The organism is Thalassospira sp. CH_XMU1448-2 (assembly GCF_037027285.1).
GTDB classification, from domain to species: domain Bacteria; phylum Pseudomonadota; class Alphaproteobacteria; order Rhodospirillales; family Thalassospiraceae; genus Thalassospira; species Thalassospira profundimaris_C.
Genome location: NZ_JAYMEA010000004.1, coordinates 277,267 through 298,316 on the forward strand (window position 1 = coordinate 277,267; position 21,050 = coordinate 298,316).

General features: G+C 54.4%; 20 protein-coding genes and 3 tRNA genes. 16 read left to right on the forward strand and 7 right to left on the reverse strand.

Features of this window, described 5'->3' with window-relative positions:
* Window positions 1–69 precede the first annotated feature (69 nt).
* Together glnA and WA318_RS16385 are read right to left on the reverse strand one after the other, a co-directional pair.
* Entirely contained in the window at window positions 70–1,479 is a 1,410-nt protein-coding gene (glnA, locus tag WA318_RS16380) for a type I glutamate--ammonia ligase (protein WP_336082828.1), read from the reverse strand.
* A 62-nt stretch (window positions 1,480–1,541) separates the two neighbouring features.
* A complete protein-coding gene (locus tag WA318_RS16385) occupies window positions 1,542–1,880 on the reverse strand; it encodes a P-II family nitrogen regulator (RefSeq protein WP_007091888.1) in 339 nt (112 codons plus the stop codon).
* 481 nt (window positions 1,881–2,361) lie between these two features.
* Between WA318_RS16385 and WA318_RS16390 the strand changes: the two genes are divergently transcribed.
* Window positions 2,362–3,534, forward strand: coding sequence for an aminotransferase (locus WA318_RS16390; RefSeq protein WP_336082835.1), 1,173 nt, complete (start codon window positions 2,362–2,364; stop codon window positions 3,532–3,534).
* A gap of 93 nt (window positions 3,535–3,627) precedes the next feature.
* On the opposite strand, the gene WA318_RS16395 is transcribed toward WA318_RS16390, so the two are convergent.
* Window positions 3,628–3,978: a rhodanese-like domain-containing protein gene (locus WA318_RS16395; RefSeq protein ID WP_336082838.1), complete on the reverse strand. Its 351-nt coding sequence runs from the start codon at window positions 3,976–3,978 to the stop codon at window positions 3,628–3,630.
* A 139-nt stretch (window positions 3,979–4,117) separates the two neighbouring features.
* Between WA318_RS16395 and WA318_RS16400 the strand changes: the two genes are divergently transcribed.
* On the forward strand, window positions 4,118–4,981 hold the full coding sequence (locus WA318_RS16400) for a LysR family transcriptional regulator (protein ID WP_336082840.1): 864 nt from the start codon (window positions 4,118–4,120) through the stop codon (window positions 4,979–4,981).
* 65 nt (window positions 4,982–5,046) lie between these two features.
* On the opposite strand, the gene WA318_RS16405 is transcribed toward WA318_RS16400, so the two are convergent.
* Window positions 5,047–6,048 (reverse strand): Gfo/Idh/MocA family protein, encoded by a 1,002-nt coding sequence (locus tag WA318_RS16405; RefSeq protein ID WP_114100065.1) that lies wholly within the window; start codon window positions 6,046–6,048, stop codon window positions 5,047–5,049.
* A 338-nt stretch (window positions 6,049–6,386) separates the two neighbouring features.
* On the opposite strand from WA318_RS16405, the gene WA318_RS16410 reads away from it, so the two are divergent.
* Together WA318_RS16410 and pyrC are read left to right on the forward strand one after the other, a co-directional pair.
* A tRNA-His gene (locus WA318_RS16410) sits at window positions 6,387–6,463 on the forward strand.
* A gap of 145 nt (window positions 6,464–6,608) precedes the next feature.
* Window positions 6,609–7,655, forward strand: a complete 1,047-nt coding sequence (pyrC, locus tag WA318_RS16415) for a dihydroorotase (protein WP_336082843.1) — start codon at window positions 6,609–6,611, stop codon at window positions 7,653–7,655.
* 75 nt (window positions 7,656–7,730) lie between these two features.
* On the opposite strand, the gene WA318_RS16420 is transcribed toward pyrC, so the two are convergent.
* Window positions 7,731–8,597, reverse strand: coding sequence for a putative metalloprotease CJM1_0395 family protein (locus WA318_RS16420; RefSeq protein WP_336082845.1), 867 nt, complete (start codon window positions 8,595–8,597; stop codon window positions 7,731–7,733).
* A gap of 188 nt (window positions 8,598–8,785) precedes the next feature.
* Here WA318_RS16420 and WA318_RS16425 point away from each other — a divergent pair, with 188 nt between their 5' ends.
* The gene (locus tag WA318_RS16425; RefSeq protein ID WP_336082847.1) at window positions 8,786–9,649 is read left to right on the forward strand and encodes a DUF547 domain-containing protein; all 864 of its coding nucleotides are present in this window, start codon (window positions 8,786–8,788) and stop codon (window positions 9,647–9,649) included.
* A 58-nt stretch (window positions 9,650–9,707) separates the two neighbouring features.
* Here WA318_RS16425 and WA318_RS16430 read toward each other — a convergent pair whose 3' ends face one another.
* On the reverse strand, window positions 9,708–9,944 hold the full coding sequence (locus WA318_RS16430; protein ID WP_336082849.1) for a hypothetical protein: 237 nt from the start codon (window positions 9,942–9,944) through the stop codon (window positions 9,708–9,710).
* A 360-nt stretch (window positions 9,945–10,304) separates the two neighbouring features.
* Between WA318_RS16430 and WA318_RS16435 the strand changes: the two genes are divergently transcribed.
* The 10 genes from WA318_RS16435 to WA318_RS16480 all read left to right on the forward strand — a co-directional run bounded on the left by WA318_RS16435 (window position 10,305) and on the right by WA318_RS16480 (window position 18,867).
* Complete coding sequence (locus WA318_RS16435) at window positions 10,305–11,279, forward strand: DMT family transporter (protein WP_336082851.1); 975 nt, start codon at window positions 10,305–10,307, stop codon at window positions 11,277–11,279.
* 189 nt (window positions 11,280–11,468) lie between these two features.
* A complete protein-coding gene (gene gyrA, locus WA318_RS16440; RefSeq protein ID WP_336082854.1) occupies window positions 11,469–14,279 on the forward strand; it encodes a DNA gyrase subunit A in 2,811 nt (936 codons plus the stop codon).
* A gap of 11 nt (window positions 14,280–14,290) precedes the next feature.
* A complete protein-coding gene (gene coaD, locus WA318_RS16445) occupies window positions 14,291–14,818 on the forward strand; it encodes a pantetheine-phosphate adenylyltransferase (protein WP_114100072.1) in 528 nt (175 codons plus the stop codon).
* Between the two features lie 62 nt (window positions 14,819–14,880).
* The gene (locus WA318_RS16450) at window positions 14,881–15,384 is read left to right on the forward strand and encodes a peptidylprolyl isomerase (RefSeq protein WP_114100073.1); all 504 of its coding nucleotides are present in this window, start codon (window positions 14,881–14,883) and stop codon (window positions 15,382–15,384) included.
* A gap of 152 nt (window positions 15,385–15,536) precedes the next feature.
* Window positions 15,537–15,612: transfer RNA gene (locus tag WA318_RS16455), tRNA-Lys, on the forward strand.
* A 255-nt stretch (window positions 15,613–15,867) separates the two neighbouring features.
* Window positions 15,868–15,943, forward strand: a tRNA-Lys gene (locus WA318_RS16460).
* Window positions 15,944–16,209: 266 nt separating this feature from the next.
* Window positions 16,210–17,085, forward strand: coding sequence for a MotA/TolQ/ExbB proton channel family protein (locus tag WA318_RS16465; protein WP_336082856.1), 876 nt, complete (start codon window positions 16,210–16,212; stop codon window positions 17,083–17,085).
* Between the two features lie 24 nt (window positions 17,086–17,109).
* Window positions 17,110–17,499 carry an ExbD/TolR family protein gene (locus tag WA318_RS16470; RefSeq protein ID WP_336082857.1) on the forward strand — a complete coding sequence of 130 codons (390 nt, stop codon included), beginning with the start codon at window positions 17,110–17,112 and terminating at the stop codon, window positions 17,497–17,499.
* Window positions 17,496–17,903, forward strand: a complete 408-nt coding sequence (locus tag WA318_RS16475) for an ExbD/TolR family protein (protein WP_336082858.1) — start codon at window positions 17,496–17,498, stop codon at window positions 17,901–17,903. The genes WA318_RS16470 and WA318_RS16475 overlap by 4 nt, the downstream gene beginning before the upstream one ends.
* A 1-nt stretch (window position 17,904) precedes the next feature.
* Window positions 17,905–18,867 (forward strand): energy transducer TonB, encoded by a 963-nt coding sequence (locus tag WA318_RS16480; protein WP_336082859.1) that lies wholly within the window; start codon window positions 17,905–17,907, stop codon window positions 18,865–18,867.
* A gap of 109 nt (window positions 18,868–18,976) precedes the next feature.
* Here WA318_RS16480 and WA318_RS16485 read toward each other — a convergent pair whose 3' ends face one another.
* Window positions 18,977–20,302, reverse strand: coding sequence for a globin-coupled sensor protein (locus WA318_RS16485; RefSeq protein WP_336082861.1), 1,326 nt, complete (start codon window positions 20,300–20,302; stop codon window positions 18,977–18,979).
* Window positions 20,303–20,541: 239 nt separating this feature from the next.
* On the opposite strand from WA318_RS16485, the gene WA318_RS16490 reads away from it, so the two are divergent.
* Window positions 20,542–21,045: a hypothetical protein gene (locus WA318_RS16490; RefSeq protein WP_336082863.1), complete on the forward strand. Its 504-nt coding sequence runs from the start codon at window positions 20,542–20,544 to the stop codon at window positions 21,043–21,045.
* The last annotated feature ends 5 nt before the right edge of the window (window positions 21,046–21,050 follow it).

The window sequence follows — 21,050 nt, forward strand, 5'->3', positions numbered from 1 at the left end:
CCCAAAAAAGAAAACGCCCGGCCAGAAGGCCGGGCGTTTCCGAATGCATCTTCCTTTCGGTGAAAGGAATTAGCCGCTGTAGTACATGTCGAATTCGACCGGATGCGGCGACTGTTCGAAGCGGATGACTTCTTCCATTTTCAGGGCGATGTATGCGTCGATCAGATCGTCGGTCATAACGTCGCCTTTTTTCAGGAAGTCGCGGTCTGCGTCGAGGTTGTCGAGAGCTTCGTGCAGCGAGCGGCAAACGGTCGGAACTTCTTTGAGCTCTTCCGGCGGAAGGTCATAGAGGTTCTTGTCCATTGCTTCGCCCGGATGGATCTTGTTCTCGATACCGTCAAGGCCAGCCATCAGCATTGCAGAGAATGCGAGATACGGGTTGGCAAGGGCATCCGGGAAGCGGATCTCGACGCGTTTGCCTTTCGGGGACGCGGTGTACGGGATACGGCAGGATGCAGAACGGTTACGTGCAGAGTAAGCCAGCAGAACCGGAGCTTCGAAGCCCGGGACCAGACGCTTGTAGGAGTTGGTCGTCGGGTTGGTGAAAGCGTTCAGTGCCTTGGCGTGCTTGATGATACCGCCAATGTAGTACAGAGCGGTTTCAGAAAGATCCGCATAGCCGTTACCAGCGAACAGCGGTTTGCCTTCGTGCCAGATCGACTGGTGGGTATGCATGCCCGAACCGTTGTCACCGAAGACCGGCTTCGGCATGAAGGTTGCGGTTTTGCCATACTGGTGTGCAACCATGTGGATGCAGTATTTGTAGATCTGAACAGCGTCGGCATGTTCGATCAGGGTGCCAAAAGCGATACCCAGTTCGTGCTGCGACGGAGCAACTTCGTGGTGGTGCTTTTCGCAACGCACGCCCATTTCGTTGATGTAGTTGACCATTTCGGCACGAATGTCGTTTGCCGAGTCAACCGGCTGTACCGGGAAGTAGCCGCCCTTCGGACCCGGACGGTGGCCGCGGTTGCCGCCTTCGAATTCGGTGCCGGTGTTGTACGGACCTTCTTCGGAGTCGAGCTGGTAGCCCATGCCTTCGCCAGCGGTGGTCCAGCGAACGTCGTCAAACATGAAGAATTCCGGCTCTGCGCCGAAATATGCGGTGTCGCCGATACCAGCGGATTTCATGTATGCCAGTGCGCGTTTCGCGGTCGAACGCGGGCAACGCTCGTAACCCTGGCCGGTGGCCGGTTCGATAACGTCACAAACGATGATCAGGGTCGGCTGTGCGGTGAACGGATCAACAACGGCGGTCGACGGATCCGGCATAAGGATCATGTCGGATTCGTTGATTTCTTTCCAGCCGGCGATCGACGAACCGTCGAACATGATGCCGTCAACAAAGACGTCCTCGTCGATCGTGCAGATATCCTGCGCGGTATGCTGCCATTTACCTTTGGAATCGGTAAAGCGCAGATCAACAAACTGGATGCCTTTTTCTTTGATCAGATTAAGTACAGAAGCAGCGTCAGACATGATGCAACCCTTTAAAACTCATAATTAGTTACCGTACGGTGTTCAATGACAGGCAAGACCGATCAGATCGCGTCGTTGCCCCGTTCACCGGTACGAATACGGATCGCGTCCTCAAGTGAGGAAACGAAAATTTTACCGTCGCCGATACGGCCGGTATGAGCGGCTTGCTGGATTGCCTCAATCGCACGCTCAACCAGCGTGTCCTCAACGACGATTTCCAGCTTTACCTTCGGCAAAAAGTCCACAACATACTCGGCGCCGCGATACAGCTCCGTGTGGCCTTTCTGACGTCCGAAACCTTTGGCTTCGGTAACGGTAATCCCTTTGAGGCCGATCTCTTGAAGGGCCTCTTTTACCTCGTCAAGCTTGAATGGCTTGATGATGGCTTCGATCTTTTTCATTAAGCGCCCTCTGCTTTTTGCGAGAGTTGCGTAGAACTCGGAAAGCGTAATGCTTCGCACGGTGTCTGTTGCACGGACCATGCCAAGTTTGATCCGCGATGGCATTCTAAGGATTCTTTGCGCGAAAACCCAGCAAAACCCATGAAACTTTTGAGATTTTCTGGGGCGAGGGTGATTGAGTTTTAGGCAAAATGATTAAAAATTATGCAAATGCGCTGCATTGAAGGCAGGCAGTGTGATCCGGATTGCTTCTGACCCTACGCTCAAAGGATCGCATGCGACAGAATTTGCTGCAAAAGAGTGATTTCGTTCGCAGATATTTGCCAAATGGGTGTGAATCGATCTGTTTGATTTATAGACTCGAACAAACCATGCCCGCGCGATTATAGTACGGCACAGATTTACAACAATATGGCCCAACGGGTCGGGGAAAAGCCGGAGGCCACCATCCGGTGAACGCATATAATATAAAGGACGCCTCATGACCGAATTTGTCGGCAACCCACTTTTCGCCTCGGGCGGGATCACGATCTTTGAAGTGATGAACGAACTGGCCCAGAAGCATCAGGCCATCAATCTGGGGCAGGGCGCACCCGATACGGACGGCCCGGCCGATATCCGCGAAGCGGCTGCCAAGGCAACCATGGAACTGTCCAACCAGTATCCGCCCCTTGCCGGTGTACCGGAACTGCTTCAGGCGGTTGCTGACCATAACAAGCGTTTCTATGGCATCGAGGTTGATCCCAAGAAAGAAGTGCTGGTTGCCGTTGGCGCGACCGAGGGGCTGGCGGATGTGATCCTTGGTCTGGTGGCGCCGGGCGACGAGGTCATCCTGATTGAACCGCTTTATGACAGCTATCTTCCCATGGTGAAGCTTGCGGGTGGTATTCCCAAACTGGTGCGCGTCACTCCGCCGCACTGGGAATTGCCGCGCGAGGAACTGGCCGCAGCGTTTAGCGAAAAGACCAAGCTGATCCTGATCAACTCGCCGCAGAATCCGTGTTCAAAGGTCTATGGTGATGACGAGCTGCAATTCATCGCAGATCTTTGCATCAAGCATGACGTGATCGCGCTGTGTGACGAGGTTTACGAGCATATTGTCTTTGACGGTCGCAAGCACAAACCGCTGATGACTTTCCCCGGCATGCATGATCGCACCGTGCGTATCGGATCGGCGGGCAAGACATTCTCGCTGACCGGCTGGAAAATCGGCTATATCACAGCCTGTGCAAAACTGATGGAGCCGATCAAGAAAGCGCATCAGTTCCTTGTCTTTACCGTGCCGCCGGCATTGCAGCATGGTGTGGCTTATGGCCTGAACAAGGATGACGAATATTTCGAAACCTTTACCGCGGAAATGCAGGCCAAGCGTGATTTCCTGATGAAGGGACTCAAGGAAGTCGGCTTTGATGTTCTCGATTCCCAGGGCACCTATTTCATTACCTGCGATTTCCGACCGCTTGGCTATGACTGCGACGATGTCGAGTTCTGCCAGATCATGATCAAGGAAGCAGGCGTGGTTGCCATCCCTGTTTCGGCCTTCTATCAGGGCGAAGATGGCGGTGTGCGTCATTTTGTGCGGTTCTGCTTCTGCAAGCAGGAAGAAAAAATGGCGGCTGCGATTGAACGCATGAAAAAGGCGTTTGCCAAATAAACTGGCCAGACCAGTTAACAAATATCCATGCCAAAACGGGCCGATACTGGATCGGCCCGTTTTGGTTTCAGGTTTTGTCCAGCGCGGGACAGGTCAGGCAGTGACTGCAAGCACGCCCTGACCCTGAAGCGGAAGACCGGCTTCGCGCCAATCCTGTTTGCCATCGTGATAATCACGAACATTGCTATAGCCCAGCTTGCTCAGAGCCATCTGGGCAATGCCGGAATTCTTGCACGGGCCGTTGGCGCAATAGACCACAATCGGTGCATCAGGATCGGGCAGGATGGTTTTGACATTTTCGTCAATGGCATCATGGGGAATGTTGATTGCACCGGGCAGATGCGCATCAACATAGTAACGCGCCGGAAGCGCTTCGATCAGGACCGGTGCGTTTGCACTGCCAAGCACGGCCTTGAGTTCATCACGGGTAATCGTTCTGGTCATCTTCCAATCTCCATCTGGAATATCGTTGACTGATGGGATCAGTATTGATGTGCAATGGTACGACGTAAATTTGGGAAAATTCGAACAATGTGTGCAATAATGCGAATGATTGGGTAGGGGCCAAGGGAGAGTTGTGCGAATGCTCGAATGGGATGACCTGAAACTGGTGCTGGCGATCGCGCGTGCGCGCAGCATTACGCAGGCTGCAAAGCAAACCGGCATCCATCATTCGACGCTGTTTCGCCGGATCGCCGATATTGAAACCCGGTTGGGGACACCGCTTTTTGAGCGTCTTCAGGGCGACTATCAACCCACCAGTACCGGACAGGCAGCGATTGAAACCGCTGAAACACTCGAAGCCGAAATGGCCGTACTGGCCCGCAAACTTGCCGGGCAGGATATCCGGCCGTCGGGGATTTTGCGCCTGACCACGACCGATACGCTGTTGCATGCGGTGCTGGCTGATGATCTTGCTGCCTTTGGGAAGGCTTATCCGGAAATCACCCTTCAGGTCGTTACCGATAACCGGTTCTATGATCTGAACCGCCATGATGCCGATATCGCGATCCGGCCCAGCAACGCGCCCAATGAAAATCTGGTCGGGCGCAAAATCGCCCCGATCCGCTCGGTGATCTGTGGTCCGTCGGGGCTGGATGATCCGGCCAAAGGTCCCTGGATTACCTGTGACGAGACGCTTGCCCATATCAAGGCTGCGCGCTGGCGCGACAAACATTTTGCGGATCAGCATGTCGCGTTGCGCAGCAACTCATTGCTGAATGTGGCGCGCCTCGTTGATGCCGGAGGCGGTTTTGCGGTTTTGCCTGCTTTTCTGGTTGCAGCATTTGCCAATATCGCTGTGATTGGCGATCCGGTAGACGGGCTTGATAACGATCTCTGGATGCTGATGCATCGCGATCTTAAGGCCACACCACGTGTGCGGGCCTTTAACGATTTTATGTTTCCGCGCCTGAAACAAAAGGCCCCCCTGTTTGCCGGGGCTTGAGAGGGGCATAAAGAAAAAGCCGGGTTTCCCCGGCTTTTGTCATCTTCTCTGATGGCCCATGCAGATCAGGCTTTGACCATTTCCCAACTGCCGGTCTTGGCCGAGCGCGTCAGGGCATCAAGGATTTGCATATTCATGATCGCATCCTCGATCGGATAATCGACCGGACTTTCCCCCTTAAAGATCGCAGTCGCCGCATCCCCCTGAAGGGTATAGTGATTGCAAAGCGGGAATTTGATCTCGCGGGCTTCGTCAAAGCCTGGCTGTTTCTGGCCAGCCACCCGGATGATCGCCGGATTTTCCGGGATCGGGTTGAACGGCATAATGATTTCGATGCGGCCTTCGGTGCCCAGAATATGAACGCGCTGTACGGCGGCCGACTGGGTGCCGCAGACAAAGCTTGCCTGTAACCCCGATCCGAAATCAAGCATGCCCGAAACAAGACGGTCGGTTCCGAATTTCGGGTCCTTGTCCATCAGGGATACAACACGAACCGGCTCCCTGCCTGTGACAAAGCGCGGGCCGACAATGCAGTAGCATCCGATATCAAGCAGCCCGCCGCCGCCAATATCTTTCTTGTTGCGCACATTGTTCGGGTCGGCATTGAAATAGGTAAAGATGGTCTGCACCGTGGTGATGTCACCGATCTGGCCGCTTTCAACGATCTTGCGGGCTTCAAGCCACTGAGGATGATGGCGCACCATAAAGGCTTCAAGAACCTGTTTGCCGCTTTTGTCCCGGGCGGCGATCAGGCGTTTGGCATCCTCGGTATCAAGACCGATCGGCTTCTCGCACAGGACATGTTTGCCTGCTTCAAGCGCCTTGATCGTCCATTCAACATGCAGATGGTTGGGCAGGGGATTGTAAACCGCCTCGATAGACGGGTCTGCCAGAAGTTCCTCATAGGAACCATAGGCGCGCGGAATACGCAAATTTTCGGCGACCTCACGGGTCTTTCCAAGATCGCGTCCGGCAATGGCAAGGATTTCAAGCTTGTCGCTTTCCTGCATGGCCGGGATGACCTTTTCCGTGCCGATCTTGGCGGTGCTGATGACGCCCCACTTCATTCCGATACTCCGTCTGTTTTTCTGTTTTGTGGCCCGCCAACCCGAAGTCAACCCTTGGGTGCGGGCAGTCCGCAATGACGTATATGCATGGTTTCGCACATTGTTTTGCGGTTCAGTTCCTGGTTCCGATTAATTAAGGCATGTGGCCCGACATGCAAGATGTTCAGACGGGTAGGTGAGTTAAATTATCATACAAATAACGCCATTGGTTTGGTGTCAAACCGCCCAAGCCCGCAAAATTCGGCGCTTTGAAGGGGTTGGGGAGATTCAGCGGAAAAAAGTGAAAATATGCGCTTGACGTTGCGGGCCACGGGCCATATAAACCGCGCCACACGATGGCGGGTGTAGCTCAGGTGGTTAGAGCACCAGATTGTGGCTCTGGGGGCCGTGGGTTCAAGTCCCATCACTCGCCCCATGTGAAAAGGTCAGGCAGAAATGCCTGGCCTTTTGTCTTTTCTGGTCACATTTCCCCCGCTTTGACATTCCCAATTCCCACCCAATCTGCTAGGTAACGCTCCATATTCCCAAACGGGGCTCAATGGTTGCCAGGAGATCGTCACATGTCGACACATCGCATTACCCTTCGCCGTCCGGATGACTGGCATTTGCATCTGCGTGATGGCGCGATGTTAAAAGGTGTGATTGGCGAGACTTCCGCGCATTTTGCCCGTGCGATCATCATGCCGAACCTTGTGCCGCCGGTGGTCAAGACCGCCGATGCCGTTGCCTATCGCGACCGCATCACGGCGGTCATTCCGCAAGGCCATGATTTCACCCCGCTGATGACCCTTTATCTGACCGAGGGCACCAATCCCGATGATATCGAGGAAGGTTACAAGGCCGGTGTGATCACCGCATTGAAGCTTTATCCGGCAGGGGCGACCACCAACTCCGATAGCGGGGTTCGCAATTTTGATAATGCGATGCCAGCGCTTGAGCGCATGGCAGAGCTTGGCATTCCGCTGTGTGTGCATGGCGAAGTCACTGATCATGATATCGATATCTTTGACCGTGAAGCGGTGTTTATCGACCGGGTTCTGGAGCCGCTGCGCAAGCGTTTGCCGGAACTGCGCGTGGTGATGGAACACATCACCACCGAAGACGGCGTTGAATATGTCAAAGCCAATGACAAAAATCTGGGTGCAACGATCACCACGCACCATTTGATCATTAACCGCAATGCCATTCTGGTGGGCGGCATTCATCCGCATATGTACTGCCTGCCGGTGGCCAAGCGTGAAAAGCACCGTCTGGCGCTGCGTGCCGCCGCCACATCGGGCGATGCGCGCTTCTTCCTCGGGACCGATTCCGCCCCGCATACGGACGAGCGCAAGGAAAGCCCGTGTGGTTGCGCCGGTATCTTTACCGCCAATAATACCGTGCAGCTTCTTGCCCACGTGTTCGAGCAGGAAAATGCCCTTGATAAGCTCGAAGCCTTTGCCTCGGTCAATGGCCCGCAATTCTATGGCTTGCCGTTGAACGGTGATCAGATCACGCTGGAAAAACGTGCGGAACCGGCGAAATTCGCCGCCAAGATCGAAACCGGCGAAGGCCCGGTCACGGTGTTTAATCCGGGCTTTGATATCTTCTGGCATTACGCCGACTAATATCGAGCTTCGGATCAGACAAAGCAAAAGCGGCTCCGTGCGGGCCGCTTTTTTGTTGGGTGAATGCAGCGGGAATTAGCCGCTAAGATCAATCGTACTTGGCGCAGCATTAAGGCCAAGGGTGATGCGATAGCTTTCTGCTGCGGCACTGGCCTGTGATGCGATCATGGCCGAGATGCTCATGGATGCGCCCTTGGCGACGTTAAAATCCGCAGCCGAGCTACCCGGAACCGACGCAGCACGTGAAATTGCAGCCTGATTGGCGATGGCGGCAATGCCATCAAGTCCCTGAAGGGGATGAATACTGACTTTCCCGCCCGTGGCGTAAAGTCGCCCGTCGGGACCTGCGGTATAGCTGTAACTGATCATGCCGGCATTGGCACCGGCCAGTGTCTGGTGGCTTTCTTCCTCGGTCCGGACGACCGCATCACGGGCGCGCAGTTGCTGAATGATTTCACGTTCGCTTGCGGTCAGAAGGGCCGGGTTGGATGTACGCGGGCGCGCGCTTTTGGGCGTGTCTTCGCGTTCCTGTTGCTGGCGTTCGGTCGGGGATCCGGTGTCGGTTTCAGGGGCAGCCGGTTCACCACTAATATCACGCGGATCGAGTTGCTGGATGATCGTGATGACCGACGCGGCACGATTGACCGGTGCGGTTTGCGCGGGCGGCGCTGGTGGCGGTGGCGTCTTTTCCGCTGTCGTCCCGGTGCTGTTTGATCTGGATGGTTCGGTGCGGGGGAGTGATCCGCTGGCAGGTTGCGATGTGCCTGAAAGCGGAACAAGCGCCACGGCGGCAGGCATGGTTTGCGGCGCAGACGCGCCCGTTCCGCCCGACCCGCTGGTCGGCGGCTGGCTCCCGGAACCTGGCAGGGCGCGTGTGGCTATGATCTGGCCAAGTTGCCCGCCACTTCCGGGGATAACCTGTATTGCACCTGCCTGTATCATGGTCGTTATTGTATCTCAACTCGGGGTTAAAAGTATATAAAACAGGTTTGCGTGATCACGCCGGTTTGATGAGGTCGTTTTGCCCCTATGCGGTTAACACTGATGATATGGTGCCTCACACTGATTTCTAAAACGGGTCTTCCCGGCTGGTACGTTACTTCGTCGCCCTGAAAAATGGTTTGCTGATCATGCGCGTGTTTCTGTCTGTTCTGATGCTTGTCCTGATATCGGCTTTTGCGCCGGTCGGGGCTTATGCCGCCCCCAAAGCCGATCTTTGGCCGGACTGGCAGGCGCATGATCCTGACAGCATGCAGAAAATTGATCATTCCGGCTGGCAGGCGGTGCTTGATCGGTTCGTTGCGCAGCCTGAACCCGGTGTCACCACCTTTGATTACAAGGCAGCACTTGATGATCGGGCCAACGGGATTGAGGCCGTGGCGGGCTATGTCGGGAAAATGGTCATGGTTCCGGTCAGCGACCTTAATCGCAATCAGCAACTGGCATACTGGATCAATCTTTATAATGCGCTGACCGTAAAGGTGGTGCTTGATCATTATCCGGTGGCATCAATCCGCGATATTGATATTTCGCCCGGTCTGTTCTCGCTGGGTCTGTTTTCATCGGGGCCATGGGACAAGAAGCTGATCACAGTCGAAGGGCGGACCTTGTCGCTTAATGATATCGAACATCGCATCCTGCGTCCGATCTGGATTGATCCGCGCATTCACTATGCGGTCAATTGTGCATCGGTCGGCTGTCCGGCACTCGCAGCCGAGGCCTATGATGCCGACCTGCTTGATGATCAGCTTGATCAGGCAGCACGTGATTTTATCAATCACCCACGCGCCATTCACAGTGACGGGGACGGCGGCTTTGTGATTTCAAGCCTGTATGACTGGTATCGGGAAGACTTTGGTGAGCGTGATGCGCAACTGGTTGCCCATCTTCTGACCTATGCCGGGCCGGAGCTGACCCGTCAGCTCGACAGCATCGGCCGGTTTGATGTGAGCGATGACGTCTATGACTGGTCGCTGAACGACGACCGGCCCTAAACAACATTACCTGTATGGGTTCCCGGCATAGGGCGCGGGATGGTGCTGGTGTCGGCTTTCAGGCGGCCTTGTGGCGCAACCTGTTGCCCTGTGCAGACTCGCTGCCCCAAGATATGTGGGTGTGATGGGTGCTGCCAAATTCGCCAAAGGCGGATTTTCCGGCACGGGTTTGAGTTACCTGTTCAATCGTGTGACGAACGTCACTGGCAGAAATGCCATCATAGCGCATTAATGTCTGCACGATCGGGTCGGCAAGCATGTCTTCAATCGACAGTTCCTGATCAACGTAGCTCATCTTTTCGTATCCCGGTTTTTATTGTTGTGCGTAATGTAATGCTATTGCAAATCATTCGCAACTAAAAACATGTGCTGATTGTGCTTTTTTCCACTTTTTCCATTTTGCTTCATTGATCTGCCTTATGGACGGCAGCACAATGAAGGTGGAATATCGGCTGTTTGGAGGATGATTATCCGCATCCAGGATCCCTCCGGTCGGTTGCGTGTCTTTCTGTCGACAGATGGTCCTGACCCGGAATGAAAGGACGGTCCGGGTTCTATTTTCTTGATTAATTGGTGCTTGGCCTCTAACGCTGACTGCTGGTTTGATCACGACTGTGATGAAGCCCAATAACTATGGCGAAAATAGGCTGGGAACATGACACGTCCGGGAATTCGTGAATATGGCTTGCTGTTGCTTCTTGCCATTATCTGGGGAAGCTCGTTTACCTTTATCAAGATCGGTGTGCATGCCTATTCCCCGCTTGTGGTGGCTGCAGGGCGGCTGACCTTTGCCGCAATCGTGCTGTGGTGTTTTGCATTGATGCGCAAATCCGAAATGCCCAAGGGCAGGCGGGCCTGGATTTCGACCTTTATGGTCGCACTGGTCGGCAATGCCATTCCGTTCTTTTTGATCAGTTATGGCGAAACCCGTGTTGATGCCGGGCTTGCCGCCATTCTGATGTCGACGGTGCCACTGACCACCGTGGTGCTTGCGCATTTCTTTACCCATGATGAAAAGCTGACAGCAGGTAAGGTGGTCGGGGTTGTTCTGGGAACGATTGGCGTGATTGTGCTGGTCGGGCCGGAAACCCTTTCGGGGCTGGGCGGGGAATTCCTGTTCCAGCTGGCCATTCTGGTTGCCGCTGTCGGTTATGCCATCTCGTCACTGGTGGCACGCAATCTGCGTGATCAGCCGCGCATCGGATCCACGGCAATTATCCTGACATTTGCATCCGTAATGCTGGTGCCCTTTACCCTGATCATCGATCAGCCCTGGACGATGACATGGGATCTGAAAGCGGCGGTGTCGATCATGTATCTGGGCATGTTCCCGACCGGGATTGCCATGTTCATGATCCTGCATCTGATTGCCGTTGCCGGGGCCAGCTTCCTTGTCTTTAACAATTACCTTGTTCCGGCGGTTGGTGTTCTGATCAGTTTCATTGTTCTGGGCGAAGTGCCCCAGCCCAATGCGCTGATCGCACTTGTGATCATTCTGGGCGGGATTGCCGCATCCCAGATGCGGTTTGGCCGTAAATCGGCATCACTCGAACCCAGGCTTGCAAAATCTGATCCGATGGCCCCGGTGCTCGACGTTCCAAAGAGCGAAAAAAGCAAGCCCCGACAGTAAGATCGGACCACGGATTGATGATAAATTCCGAACTTTCTTGCCCAACGCGGAATGATGGGATTTGTCAATATTGTTTGTGGTCGATAAACCTGATACTTTCCGCCTTTCTGGTCCGGCATGTGCTTGAAAATAGCTGCATGTCACGCCGATTGAATCATTTCTGATCAAGCGTTTAAGAGGTCACGGCCTTTGTCCACCCAAGAGACCAATTCCGAAAGCCGCGATATTTTCCCGGTTTCCATCGAACAAGAAATGCGCCGCAGCTACCTCGATTACGCAATGAGCGTGATTGTCAGCCGTGCGCTGCCTGACGTCCGGGACGGTTTGAAGCCTGTACATCGTCGTATTCTGTACGCGATGCATGAAAACGGTTTCGAATATAACAAGCCGTTCCGTAAATCGGCCCGTGTGGTCGGGGACGTGATGGGTAAATACCATCCGCACGGCGATAGCGCGATTTACGATGCGATGGTCCGTATGGCGCAGAACTTCTCCATGCGTCTGCCACTGATTGACGGGCAGGGGAACTTTGGTTCCATGGATGGCGATAAGGCCGCCGCCATGCGTTACACCGAAGCCCGCATGGCGAAATCAGCGCATTTCCTGCTTGATGATATTGACAAAGACACGATTGATTTTCGCGATAACTACGACGAAACCACCAAGGAACCATCGGTTCTTCCGGCACGTTTCCCGAACATGCTGGTCAATGGTGCGGGTGGTATTGCCGTGGGTATGGCGACCAATATTCCGCCGCATAACCTTGGCGAAGTTATCGATGGCTGCATGGCCTATGTCGATAACCCGGCAATCACCGTCGAAGGCCTGATGGAATTTGTACACGGTCCGGATTTCCCGACCGGTGCACTTATTCTGGGCCGTTCGGGTATCCATTCCGCGTTCAAGACCGGTCGTGGTTCTGTCGTCATGCGTGCCCGCACCCATGTCGAGGAAGTCCGTGCGAACCGTGAAGCCATCATTGTTACCGAAGTTCCCTATCAGGTGAACAAGGCGACCCTGATGGAAAAGATCGCTGAACTGGTGCGCGACAAGAAGCTTGAAGGCATTTCCGATCTGCGTGATGAGTCCGACCGTTCGGGCGTTCGCATGGTGATCGAGCTCAAGCGTGATGCGAACTCTGATGTTGTTCTTAATCAGCTGTTCCGCTTTACCGCCCTTCAGACCTCGTTTGGTGTGAACATGCTTGCGCTGAACCGTGGCAAGCCGGAACTGATGAACCTTAAGGACATCATTCAGGCCTTTGTCGAGTTCCGCGAAGAAGTCATTACCCGTCGTACCATCCACCTTCTGAAAAAGGCGCGCGAACGTGCGCATGTCGTGGTTGGTCTGGGGATTGCCGTTTCCAATATCGACGAAGTCATCAAGCTGATCCGCAATGCGGCCGATCCGACCATTGCGCGTGAACAGCTGATGGCACGCGACTGGGCAGCGGGTGATATCGTTCCGCTGATCGAACTGATTGCCGACCCGAACCAGATCGGTTCGACCGATGGCATGTATCGCCTGTCCGAAGCACAGGCCCGTGCGATCCTTGAACTGCGTCTGCATCGCCTGACCGGTCTCGAACGCGACAAGATCGCTGCCGAATTGACCGAATTGGGCGAGAAGATCAAAGACTTCCTTGATATCCTTGCCTCGCGTGAGCGCAAGCTGACGATCCTCAAGGATGAACTGACTGAAATGCGCAACGAGTTCGCCAACGAACGTCGCAGCGAAATTCAGGAAGCCGAATTCGAACATGACATCGAAGACCTGATTGCCCGCGAAGACATGGTCGTTACCGTGTCACACAGCGGATATATCCAGCGTGTTCCGTTGTCGACCTATCGCGCACAGCGTCGCGGTGGCAAAGGCCGTTCGGGCATGGCCACCCGCGAGGAAGATTTCGTTTCCAAGCTGTTCGTTGCCAATACCCATACCCCGGTTCTGTTCTTCAGCTCCGAGGGCATGGTCTATAAAATGAAGGTCTGGCGTCTGCCGGTCGGTACCCCGCAGTCACGCGGCAAGGCTCTTGTGAACCTGCTGCCGCTGTCCGAGGGCGAATATATCACAACCGTGCTGCCGCTTCCCGACGAGGAAGAATGGCCGAACCTGCATGTGATGTTTGCGACCTCGACCGGTAACGTCCGTCGTAACAGTCTTGCCGATTTCGTGAATGTGAAATCCAACGGCAAGATCGCCATGAAGCTTGAAGAAGATCGTGGTGACAAACTGATTGCGGTTCAGACCTGTACCGATGATGACGACATTCTTCTGACCACCCGTCAGGGCAAATGCATTCGTTTCCGTGTCAGTGACGTTCGCGTCTTTACCGGCCGTAACTCGGTTGGTGTGCGCGGCATTCGTCTGGCCGACGAAGATTCCGTCATCGCGATGTCGGTTCTGTTTGGCAATCATGTCTCGATGGAAGAACGCGATGAATACCTTTCGATCGCAGGTAAACTGCGCCGCGAGGAAATCACCGAAGACAGTCTGCCGCTTGAAATCCTTACGGCCGAGCGCCATCAGGAAATCAGGGATGGGGATCAGCTGATCCTGTCTGTGACCGAAAACGGCTATGGCAAGCGTACCTCTGCCTATGAATACCGTGTCACCGGTCGTGGCGGTCAGGGCTTTGCCAATATCGAGATGTCCGAACGTAACGGCAATGTCGCCGCATCCTTCGTGATCGAAGAGGGCGACGAACTGATGATGGTCACCAATGGTGGCAAGGTCATCCGTATGCCGACCCACGATATCCGTATTGCCGGTCGTAAGACGCAGGGCGTGACCTTGTTCCGTACTGCCGATGACGAACAGGTCGTGGCGGTCGAGCGACTAAGTAACCTTGGTGGTGACGACGAAGGCGAGGAAGGTGATATCGAGGGTGCCGAAGGTGCCGTTGATGGTGCTTCCGATGCCGGTGAAGCGATTGAAACCAGTGCTGTTGATGCCGGTGATGATGTACCGGAATCTGACGGCGCAGATAGCGACGAATAATTGGAAGTTCGATGACTGAGATGTCTTCTACCGTATCGCGCATCGGGATTTACCCGGGGACCTTTGACCCGGTAACCCAGGGGCATATGGATATTATTCGTCGTGCGACCCGCATTGTGGACCAGCTTATTGTCGGCGTTGCTATCAACGCCGGCAAAGGTCCGATGTTCGGGGTGGATGAACGCTGCAAGCTGGTGGAAGAGGCCCTGAAGGCTGCGGGTGGCGAAGTCGCTGCACGTACCTCAGTTAAGCCATTTTCATCGCTTCTGATGGAATTTGCCAAGGAAAACGGTTCAAGCACGATCATCCGTGGTCTTCGCGCGGTGTCGGACTTTGAATATGAATTCCAGATGGCTGGCATGAATGCCCGGCTGTCCCCGGAAGTCGAAACTGTCTTCCTTATGGCGTCGGACAAACAACAGTTTGTCTCGTCGCGCTTTGTTAAGGAAATCGCCCGGTTGGGCGGTAATGTTAGTGAATTTGTGCCGGCAAACGTGCTCAAACGCTTGCATGAAAAGCTGGCAGAAGAAAAGGAATAACGCAGGCCATGCGTCTTATTCGTCTGTTCTCAATAATTGCTCTCGTACTAGGAATTGTAACCATGTCCAATGGAAACGACGCTGTCGCTCAGGATTTGGAAAACACGCTTTATCTTGATCTGAAAGATGGCCGCGTTGTAATCCAGCTTCGCCCGGACCTTGCGCCGAATCATGTTGCCCGTATCAAGGAACTGACCCGTCAGGGCTTTTATGACGGTTTGAAGTTCCATCGTGTTATTGAAGGCTTCATGGCGCAGACCGGCGACCCCAAGGGCAATGGCACTGGTGGGTCAGGCCAGAAGCTTGATGCTGAATTCTCCAAGGAACATCACGGTCGCGGCACCGTTTCCATGGCCCGTTCGGCAAACCCGAACAGTGCTGATTCGCAGTTCTTCATCTGCTTTACCGACGCACCGCATCTTGATGGTCAATACACCATCTGGGGTCAGGTGTCTGAGGGCATGGAATATGTCGACATGATCAAGAAGGGTGCGCCGTGGGCCAATGGCACCGTCGCCGATCCTGACGTCATCGTCAAAATGCAGGTTGCAGCAGACGCGCAGTAATCGCGTCAGCCGATCATTTGCAACTGGAAGCCGTCCCTTTGTGGGGCGGCTTTCGCGTTTTAGGGCGTGAAACCGTAAAAAGACGGAAAATATGGAAAACAGGTGTTGACCAGCGCCCTGTCTGCCATTAAAACGCGCTTCACCAACGTTGAGGGCCCGTAGCTCAGTTGGTAGAGCAACTGACTTTTAATCAGTTGGCCACAGGTTCGAATCCTGTCGGGCTCACCAATAAGCCCCTGAAACCTTTCCGGTTTCGGGGGCTTTTTATTTGTCTGCATTTCCCCGAAATCTCAAATCTGACTGGTCGGGCTTCCGTAATCCGAAGGACGGGGAGCTGCGGGTTTTGATGACATTTTTTTAACGGGTCAAAACCGTGGTTTTCCGGGCTTCTGGTGCGAATTCATGGCAGATGTGCAAAATCGTGCAAAAAGGGGGGTTGACCGATGCCGCCAGTCCCATTAAAACGCCGCTCACCAACGTTGAGGGCCCGTAGCTCAGTTGGTAGAGCAACTGACTTTTAATCAGTTGGCCACAGGTTCGAATCCTGTCGGGCTCACCAATTCAAAACCCCCGGAACCCAGAAGTTCCGGGGGTTTTGCATATCCGGCTTTTGCCATCATTTCCCGGTCCGGTTTTCCTGTCATTCCATGAGCATCTCTGCCTGCGTTCTTTTGCAAGAAGCAGGGCTGTCATGCATCAAGACCCGTAGATTTTTCTGGTTGCGATTGCATCGCAATTCTATTTGCGGTAAAGAATGCAAATCAGTTTCAAATGCATCGGAGCAGGACGTCCGATGCGGATCGTTTGTGTGATCGGAAAAGTTAAATGCCTGAACCTGTAAATCCGTTGGGCGCATCTGTTGATGCGCAAAGCCCGCTTGCTTCCGATGGCGCACTCGCACCTGATGCGTCTGCGACCGGAACCCTGTCCGCAGACGGGACAGTGATGGTCGATCCTCACACCGGCCTTCCGGTGGATACGACGGGGATAACCCAGTCAAATACCCTGACCGATGCCTTTGTCGGGTTGCCGGTGATTGAGCAGGTCGACAAGGCGGGTGTGGTTGGCTGGGTTCTGGCCGCCATGGCGTTGATCGGGATTGTGCTGTTTTTCTATAAACTGGTCGGGTTCCTGCGCCGCGGCGTCTTTGCAGACGGTTTTGTAAAGGATGTCGAACGTCACCTGAGCGCAGGGGACGAAGCACAGGCGGCAAACCTTTTGTCGCGTCGTCGCCATCCGGCGGCCCGGATCGGGCTTTCGGGTCTTTCATTGTCTGTATCATCGGCTGATGACCGCGAAGCTGCGTCCGATCTGATTGCAGCACGTGCGCGCAAGGAAATTGACGACCTGAACGGTGGTCTTCGCGTCATGTCGGCGATTGCCGTCCTCAGCCCGCTGCTTGGTTTGCTTGGCACCGTGATGGGCATGATCGAGGCGTTTCAGAAAATGGAAGGTGCAGGAAGCCGTATTGATCCGTCTGTTTTGTCCGGCGGTATCTGGCTGGCACTTCTGACGACCGCGATCGGTCTTGTCGTCGCCATTCCGGCAACTGCCTTCCATATGTGGATGCAGGGCGTTATCAGCCGCGCAGCAGCTGTTATGGAAGATGTCTGCACCATGGTGGTCAATCGTGGCGAACTTGCCCACAAGGCCACTTTAAGGGCATCCAACGTATCCGAACTTCGCCACGCTGCCGAATAAACCAGATCCGTCGGAATACGTCTTATGCAATTGCGCGAACGAAATCGCGGTTCATCACCGATGATCGGTCTGACCCCGCTGATTGATGTTGTCTTCATTTTGCTGATTTTCTTCATGCTGGCATCAAGCTTCCTGGACTGGAAGGGTTTCGAGATGTCGGTCAGCATCACCGATGGCAAGGCCACCAGACAAAGCGATGTGCGGCCGGTCATGGTCAATGTCGATGCCAATGGCGGGCTTTCAATCAATGGCGAAGCTGTTTCACTGTCCGGGCTGGTTCCTGCCTTGCAAAGTGACTATGGCGGATCACCCGTTCGTTTGCGCCCGGTGAATGGTGCCAGTCTGCAACATCTGGTCGATGTGATGGATGCGCTCGGACAGGGTGGCGTAACCGATGTGGAGTTCATCGAATGAAACGCCGCATCCAGATTGCCGACGATACCCCGGTCCAGGAACCGATGTTGCCACTGATCAATATCGTCTTTCTGCTTCTGATCTTTTTCATGATTGCCGGAAGTCTGCAAAAACTCGGCCCCTTTGAAATCGACCCACCGGCAAGCCAGACAGCCGAAGCGCGCCCGGAAGAGACAATTGTTCTGTGGTTTGGCAAGAATGGCGATATCGGGATTGATGACCTCAAGGGCGGGCTTGACCGTCTGTCATCAATGCTGCCTGTCGATTATATCGGCCGCCCGGTCGAAATCCGCGCCGACCGCGAAACCGAGGGGGTGAAGGTCGTTGCCTTGCTCAAACGGTTGCAGGAACTCGGCGTAGATAAGGTCCAGCTGATGACTTCCATCGAAGCGGGACAGGATTGATATGTCAAAACGCATTGATTTCCTGATCGCAACCGGGCTTACAGGTATTCTTCTGACCGGGGGGATCGTTCTTGCCGTGCCTGATCCGCAGCCTTCGGGGTGGGGCGGGGCCGGATCGGTTCAAACTATCAGTATCTCGCTGGGGGCCGGGCATGCCGTCAGCGGCGAATCCGAAATTGATGAACAAAGCGCGGATTCTGTCGAAAGTCGTGCCGCCGAAGACCCTGTCGAGGTCACAGAGCCTGAACCGGAACCGGTTTCCGAGCCCGTCGTTGAACCGAATCCCGAAGACCTCGCCGAACCGGAAGAAATTGTCGAACCGGAACCTGTCCCCGAACCGGAACCGGAAATTGTCGCGCCCGAGCCGATACCCGAACCGGTCGTTCAGGAAGTCGCCGAAGTCGAGCCAGAACCTGAACCTGAACCTGAACCGGTTGTGGTTCAACAACTGGCCGAAGTGCTTCCGGTCCGGATGAAGCCAAAGCCGCCGGTGACCAAGGTCGAGGCATCCCAAAAGGTTGAAACCGCCGAGGTGGTCAAGAAAACCACCGAGCCTGTTCAACAACCAACGGGCCCGGTGGATTCAAGCCAGTCCGAGGGGACAGTGGGCGAAGTCGCCAAAAGTCAGGCCGCATCGGCATCAAATGGCAGTGGTGGTGGTGCGGCCAGCAAGGCGGCAATGGTCGATTACCAGTCCTCTGTCTTGCAGATGCTTAACCGCTATCGCGAATATCCGGATCGTGCCAAACGCCGCGGCATCGAGGGCCAGAACAGCATCTATATCGTGATTGCCCGGGATGGCATGGTGCTTGAGGCCAGAATGCTGTCTTCAAGCGGATCAAAGATTCTGGATCGTGAAACGGAACGCATGATCGAACGGGTGCGGCAATTTCCGCCTTTCCCCGATACCATGACCGAAGACAAGATCATGCTGACCGTCCCGGTGGTCTATAACCTGCGCTAGCCAAAGCACCCGCCCGACAAAAACGGCAGATGGTAGATGGCGAACCATCACCAAATCAAAACGGGCGCAGGAACAATGTTCGCGCGCCCGTTCGCTGAATGGATAAAGATCAGGATTGTGCAGTCAGTCTGGTGACGAATGTATCCACATCGGTGCGCAACCGTTCGGAATTCTGCTTTAGGGTTTTGGAGACTTCAAACACCTGGGATGCGACTGAACTGGTTTTGGTCGCGGTGTCGCTGACGGTGCCTAGGCTGAAATTCACATCCTGATTTGCAGATGATACCGCGTTGATATTGCCGCTGATTTCGGTGGTGGCGGCAGCCTGTTGTTCGACAGCGGCCGAAATGGCGGTAACGGAATCGACAATATTGCTGATTTGTCCTGCTACGGTCTGGATGGCTGAAACGGCTGCTGATGTACTTTGTTGCACCGCATTGATCTGTTCGGTGATGTCGCCTGTTGCCTTTGCCGTCTGGTTCGCAAGGTTCTTGACCTCGCTTGCGACAACAGCAAAGCCTTTGCCGGCTTCACCCGCGCGGGCGGCCTCGATAGTGGCGTTAAGGGCCAGCAGGTTGGTCTGGCTTGCGATTTTATCGATAAGATCAACAACCGTGCCGATCTGGTCTGCGGCGGTATTGAGGGTTTCGATGGTGTCCGAGGTGCGCCTGACGGATTCTTCGACTTCGTTCGAAATCGTTGATGCGCGTGATACCTGACTGGAAATCTCGCGGATCGAACCATCAAGCTGTTCCGCCGCCCCGGCAACTGTCGTTGCATTATCCGCAGAAAGTTCGGCTGCACTCAGGGCCTTTTGGACCTCGTCCTGGGTTTCGGTCATGCTGGAAATCAGGGTGTTGGATGCGCTCGTCATATCCTCGGCGGATGCTGAAACGGCCGATACAACCGTGCCAATGGTTTCCTCGAACTCCCTGGACATGGCTTGAAGCCTGTTATTATAGGTTATCTGGGTTTCTTCGTAATAAACGGTGATGGCCATTTCGACATCAATCAGAATGGCATTGATCGAGGCAACCACCATCAATGAAACCTGAGAATCTCGATGGAAGTGCCGGAACAGAAGTGCTGAAATCTCGCCCAGCATGAAGTTATAGGCAGACATATAGGATTCCGGCGTCAGGCCGATCCGTTCATGTGCCTTGCCGATACGCCGGACATCTTCATAGAATGAATCATCAAACGTTCCGTCAAACAGCTTGGCCCAGTGTTTGCTTTGCGCTTCCTTGAGGCGCGTAACATTGGACTGACTACCGACAATTTGTGCCAGTTCGGGACGGGCCATGACCCTTCGGTAAAATTCATCAAGAATAGGTGGAAGGCTTTTTTCAATGACAGGCCAGGCACGTCTGAGCTGTTTGGCCTTTGCATCGTCAAAACCAATAAACTCAAGGCGCCGACGAATTTCAGAATGCATAATATAGTCCCCAGGCAATGAATGAAGGTCGTATTTTTCTCAGTCTCGATAGGGGCGTAATTCATAGGTTGGTATTAGGTTTTTGGGAGATAACTATACAATTGGATATAATTAACTATCTGGAAGGGGTGAAACGCGGGGCGGTTGTGCACGTCGCCTGCTTTTTTGCGCATTAACTTCACACACAGTCGAATGACCCGTCACTGCTCTGTGTAGTCACAGATAGAACGGGGTGTGTCGTGCCGATTAACAGTGAACAGCTTCGAACCATGATTGTCCGGCCGGTTTTGGCCGCACTTGATCTTCCGGCATCGGATGTCGCAGAGAACCTGCTATTGGGAACAGCTGCCCATGAAAGTCATCTGGGCGACTATATCAAACAGGTCGGTGGTGGTCCCGCCATGGGCATCTATCAGATGGAACCGGCAACTCTTGATGATTGCTATGTCAATTATCTTGATTATTCGAGCCGCGCGGCACTCAAGGCAAAGGTCGACGCTTTTCTTGGGCCGCAACCGGCGGCAACCGATGGCTCCCCGGACAAGGCGGGCCAACTGGCAAGCAATCTTGCCTATGCAACCGCGATGTGTCGCATTCGCTATTACCGGGCACCCGGTGCATTGCCATCAGACCCCAATGACCTGAACAGCCTGGCGGCCTATTGGAAGCAATATTACAACACACCGCTGGGGGCGGGGACGGTTGAACAGTTTATCGCCGACTATAATCGTTATCTTGGCTAGATGAG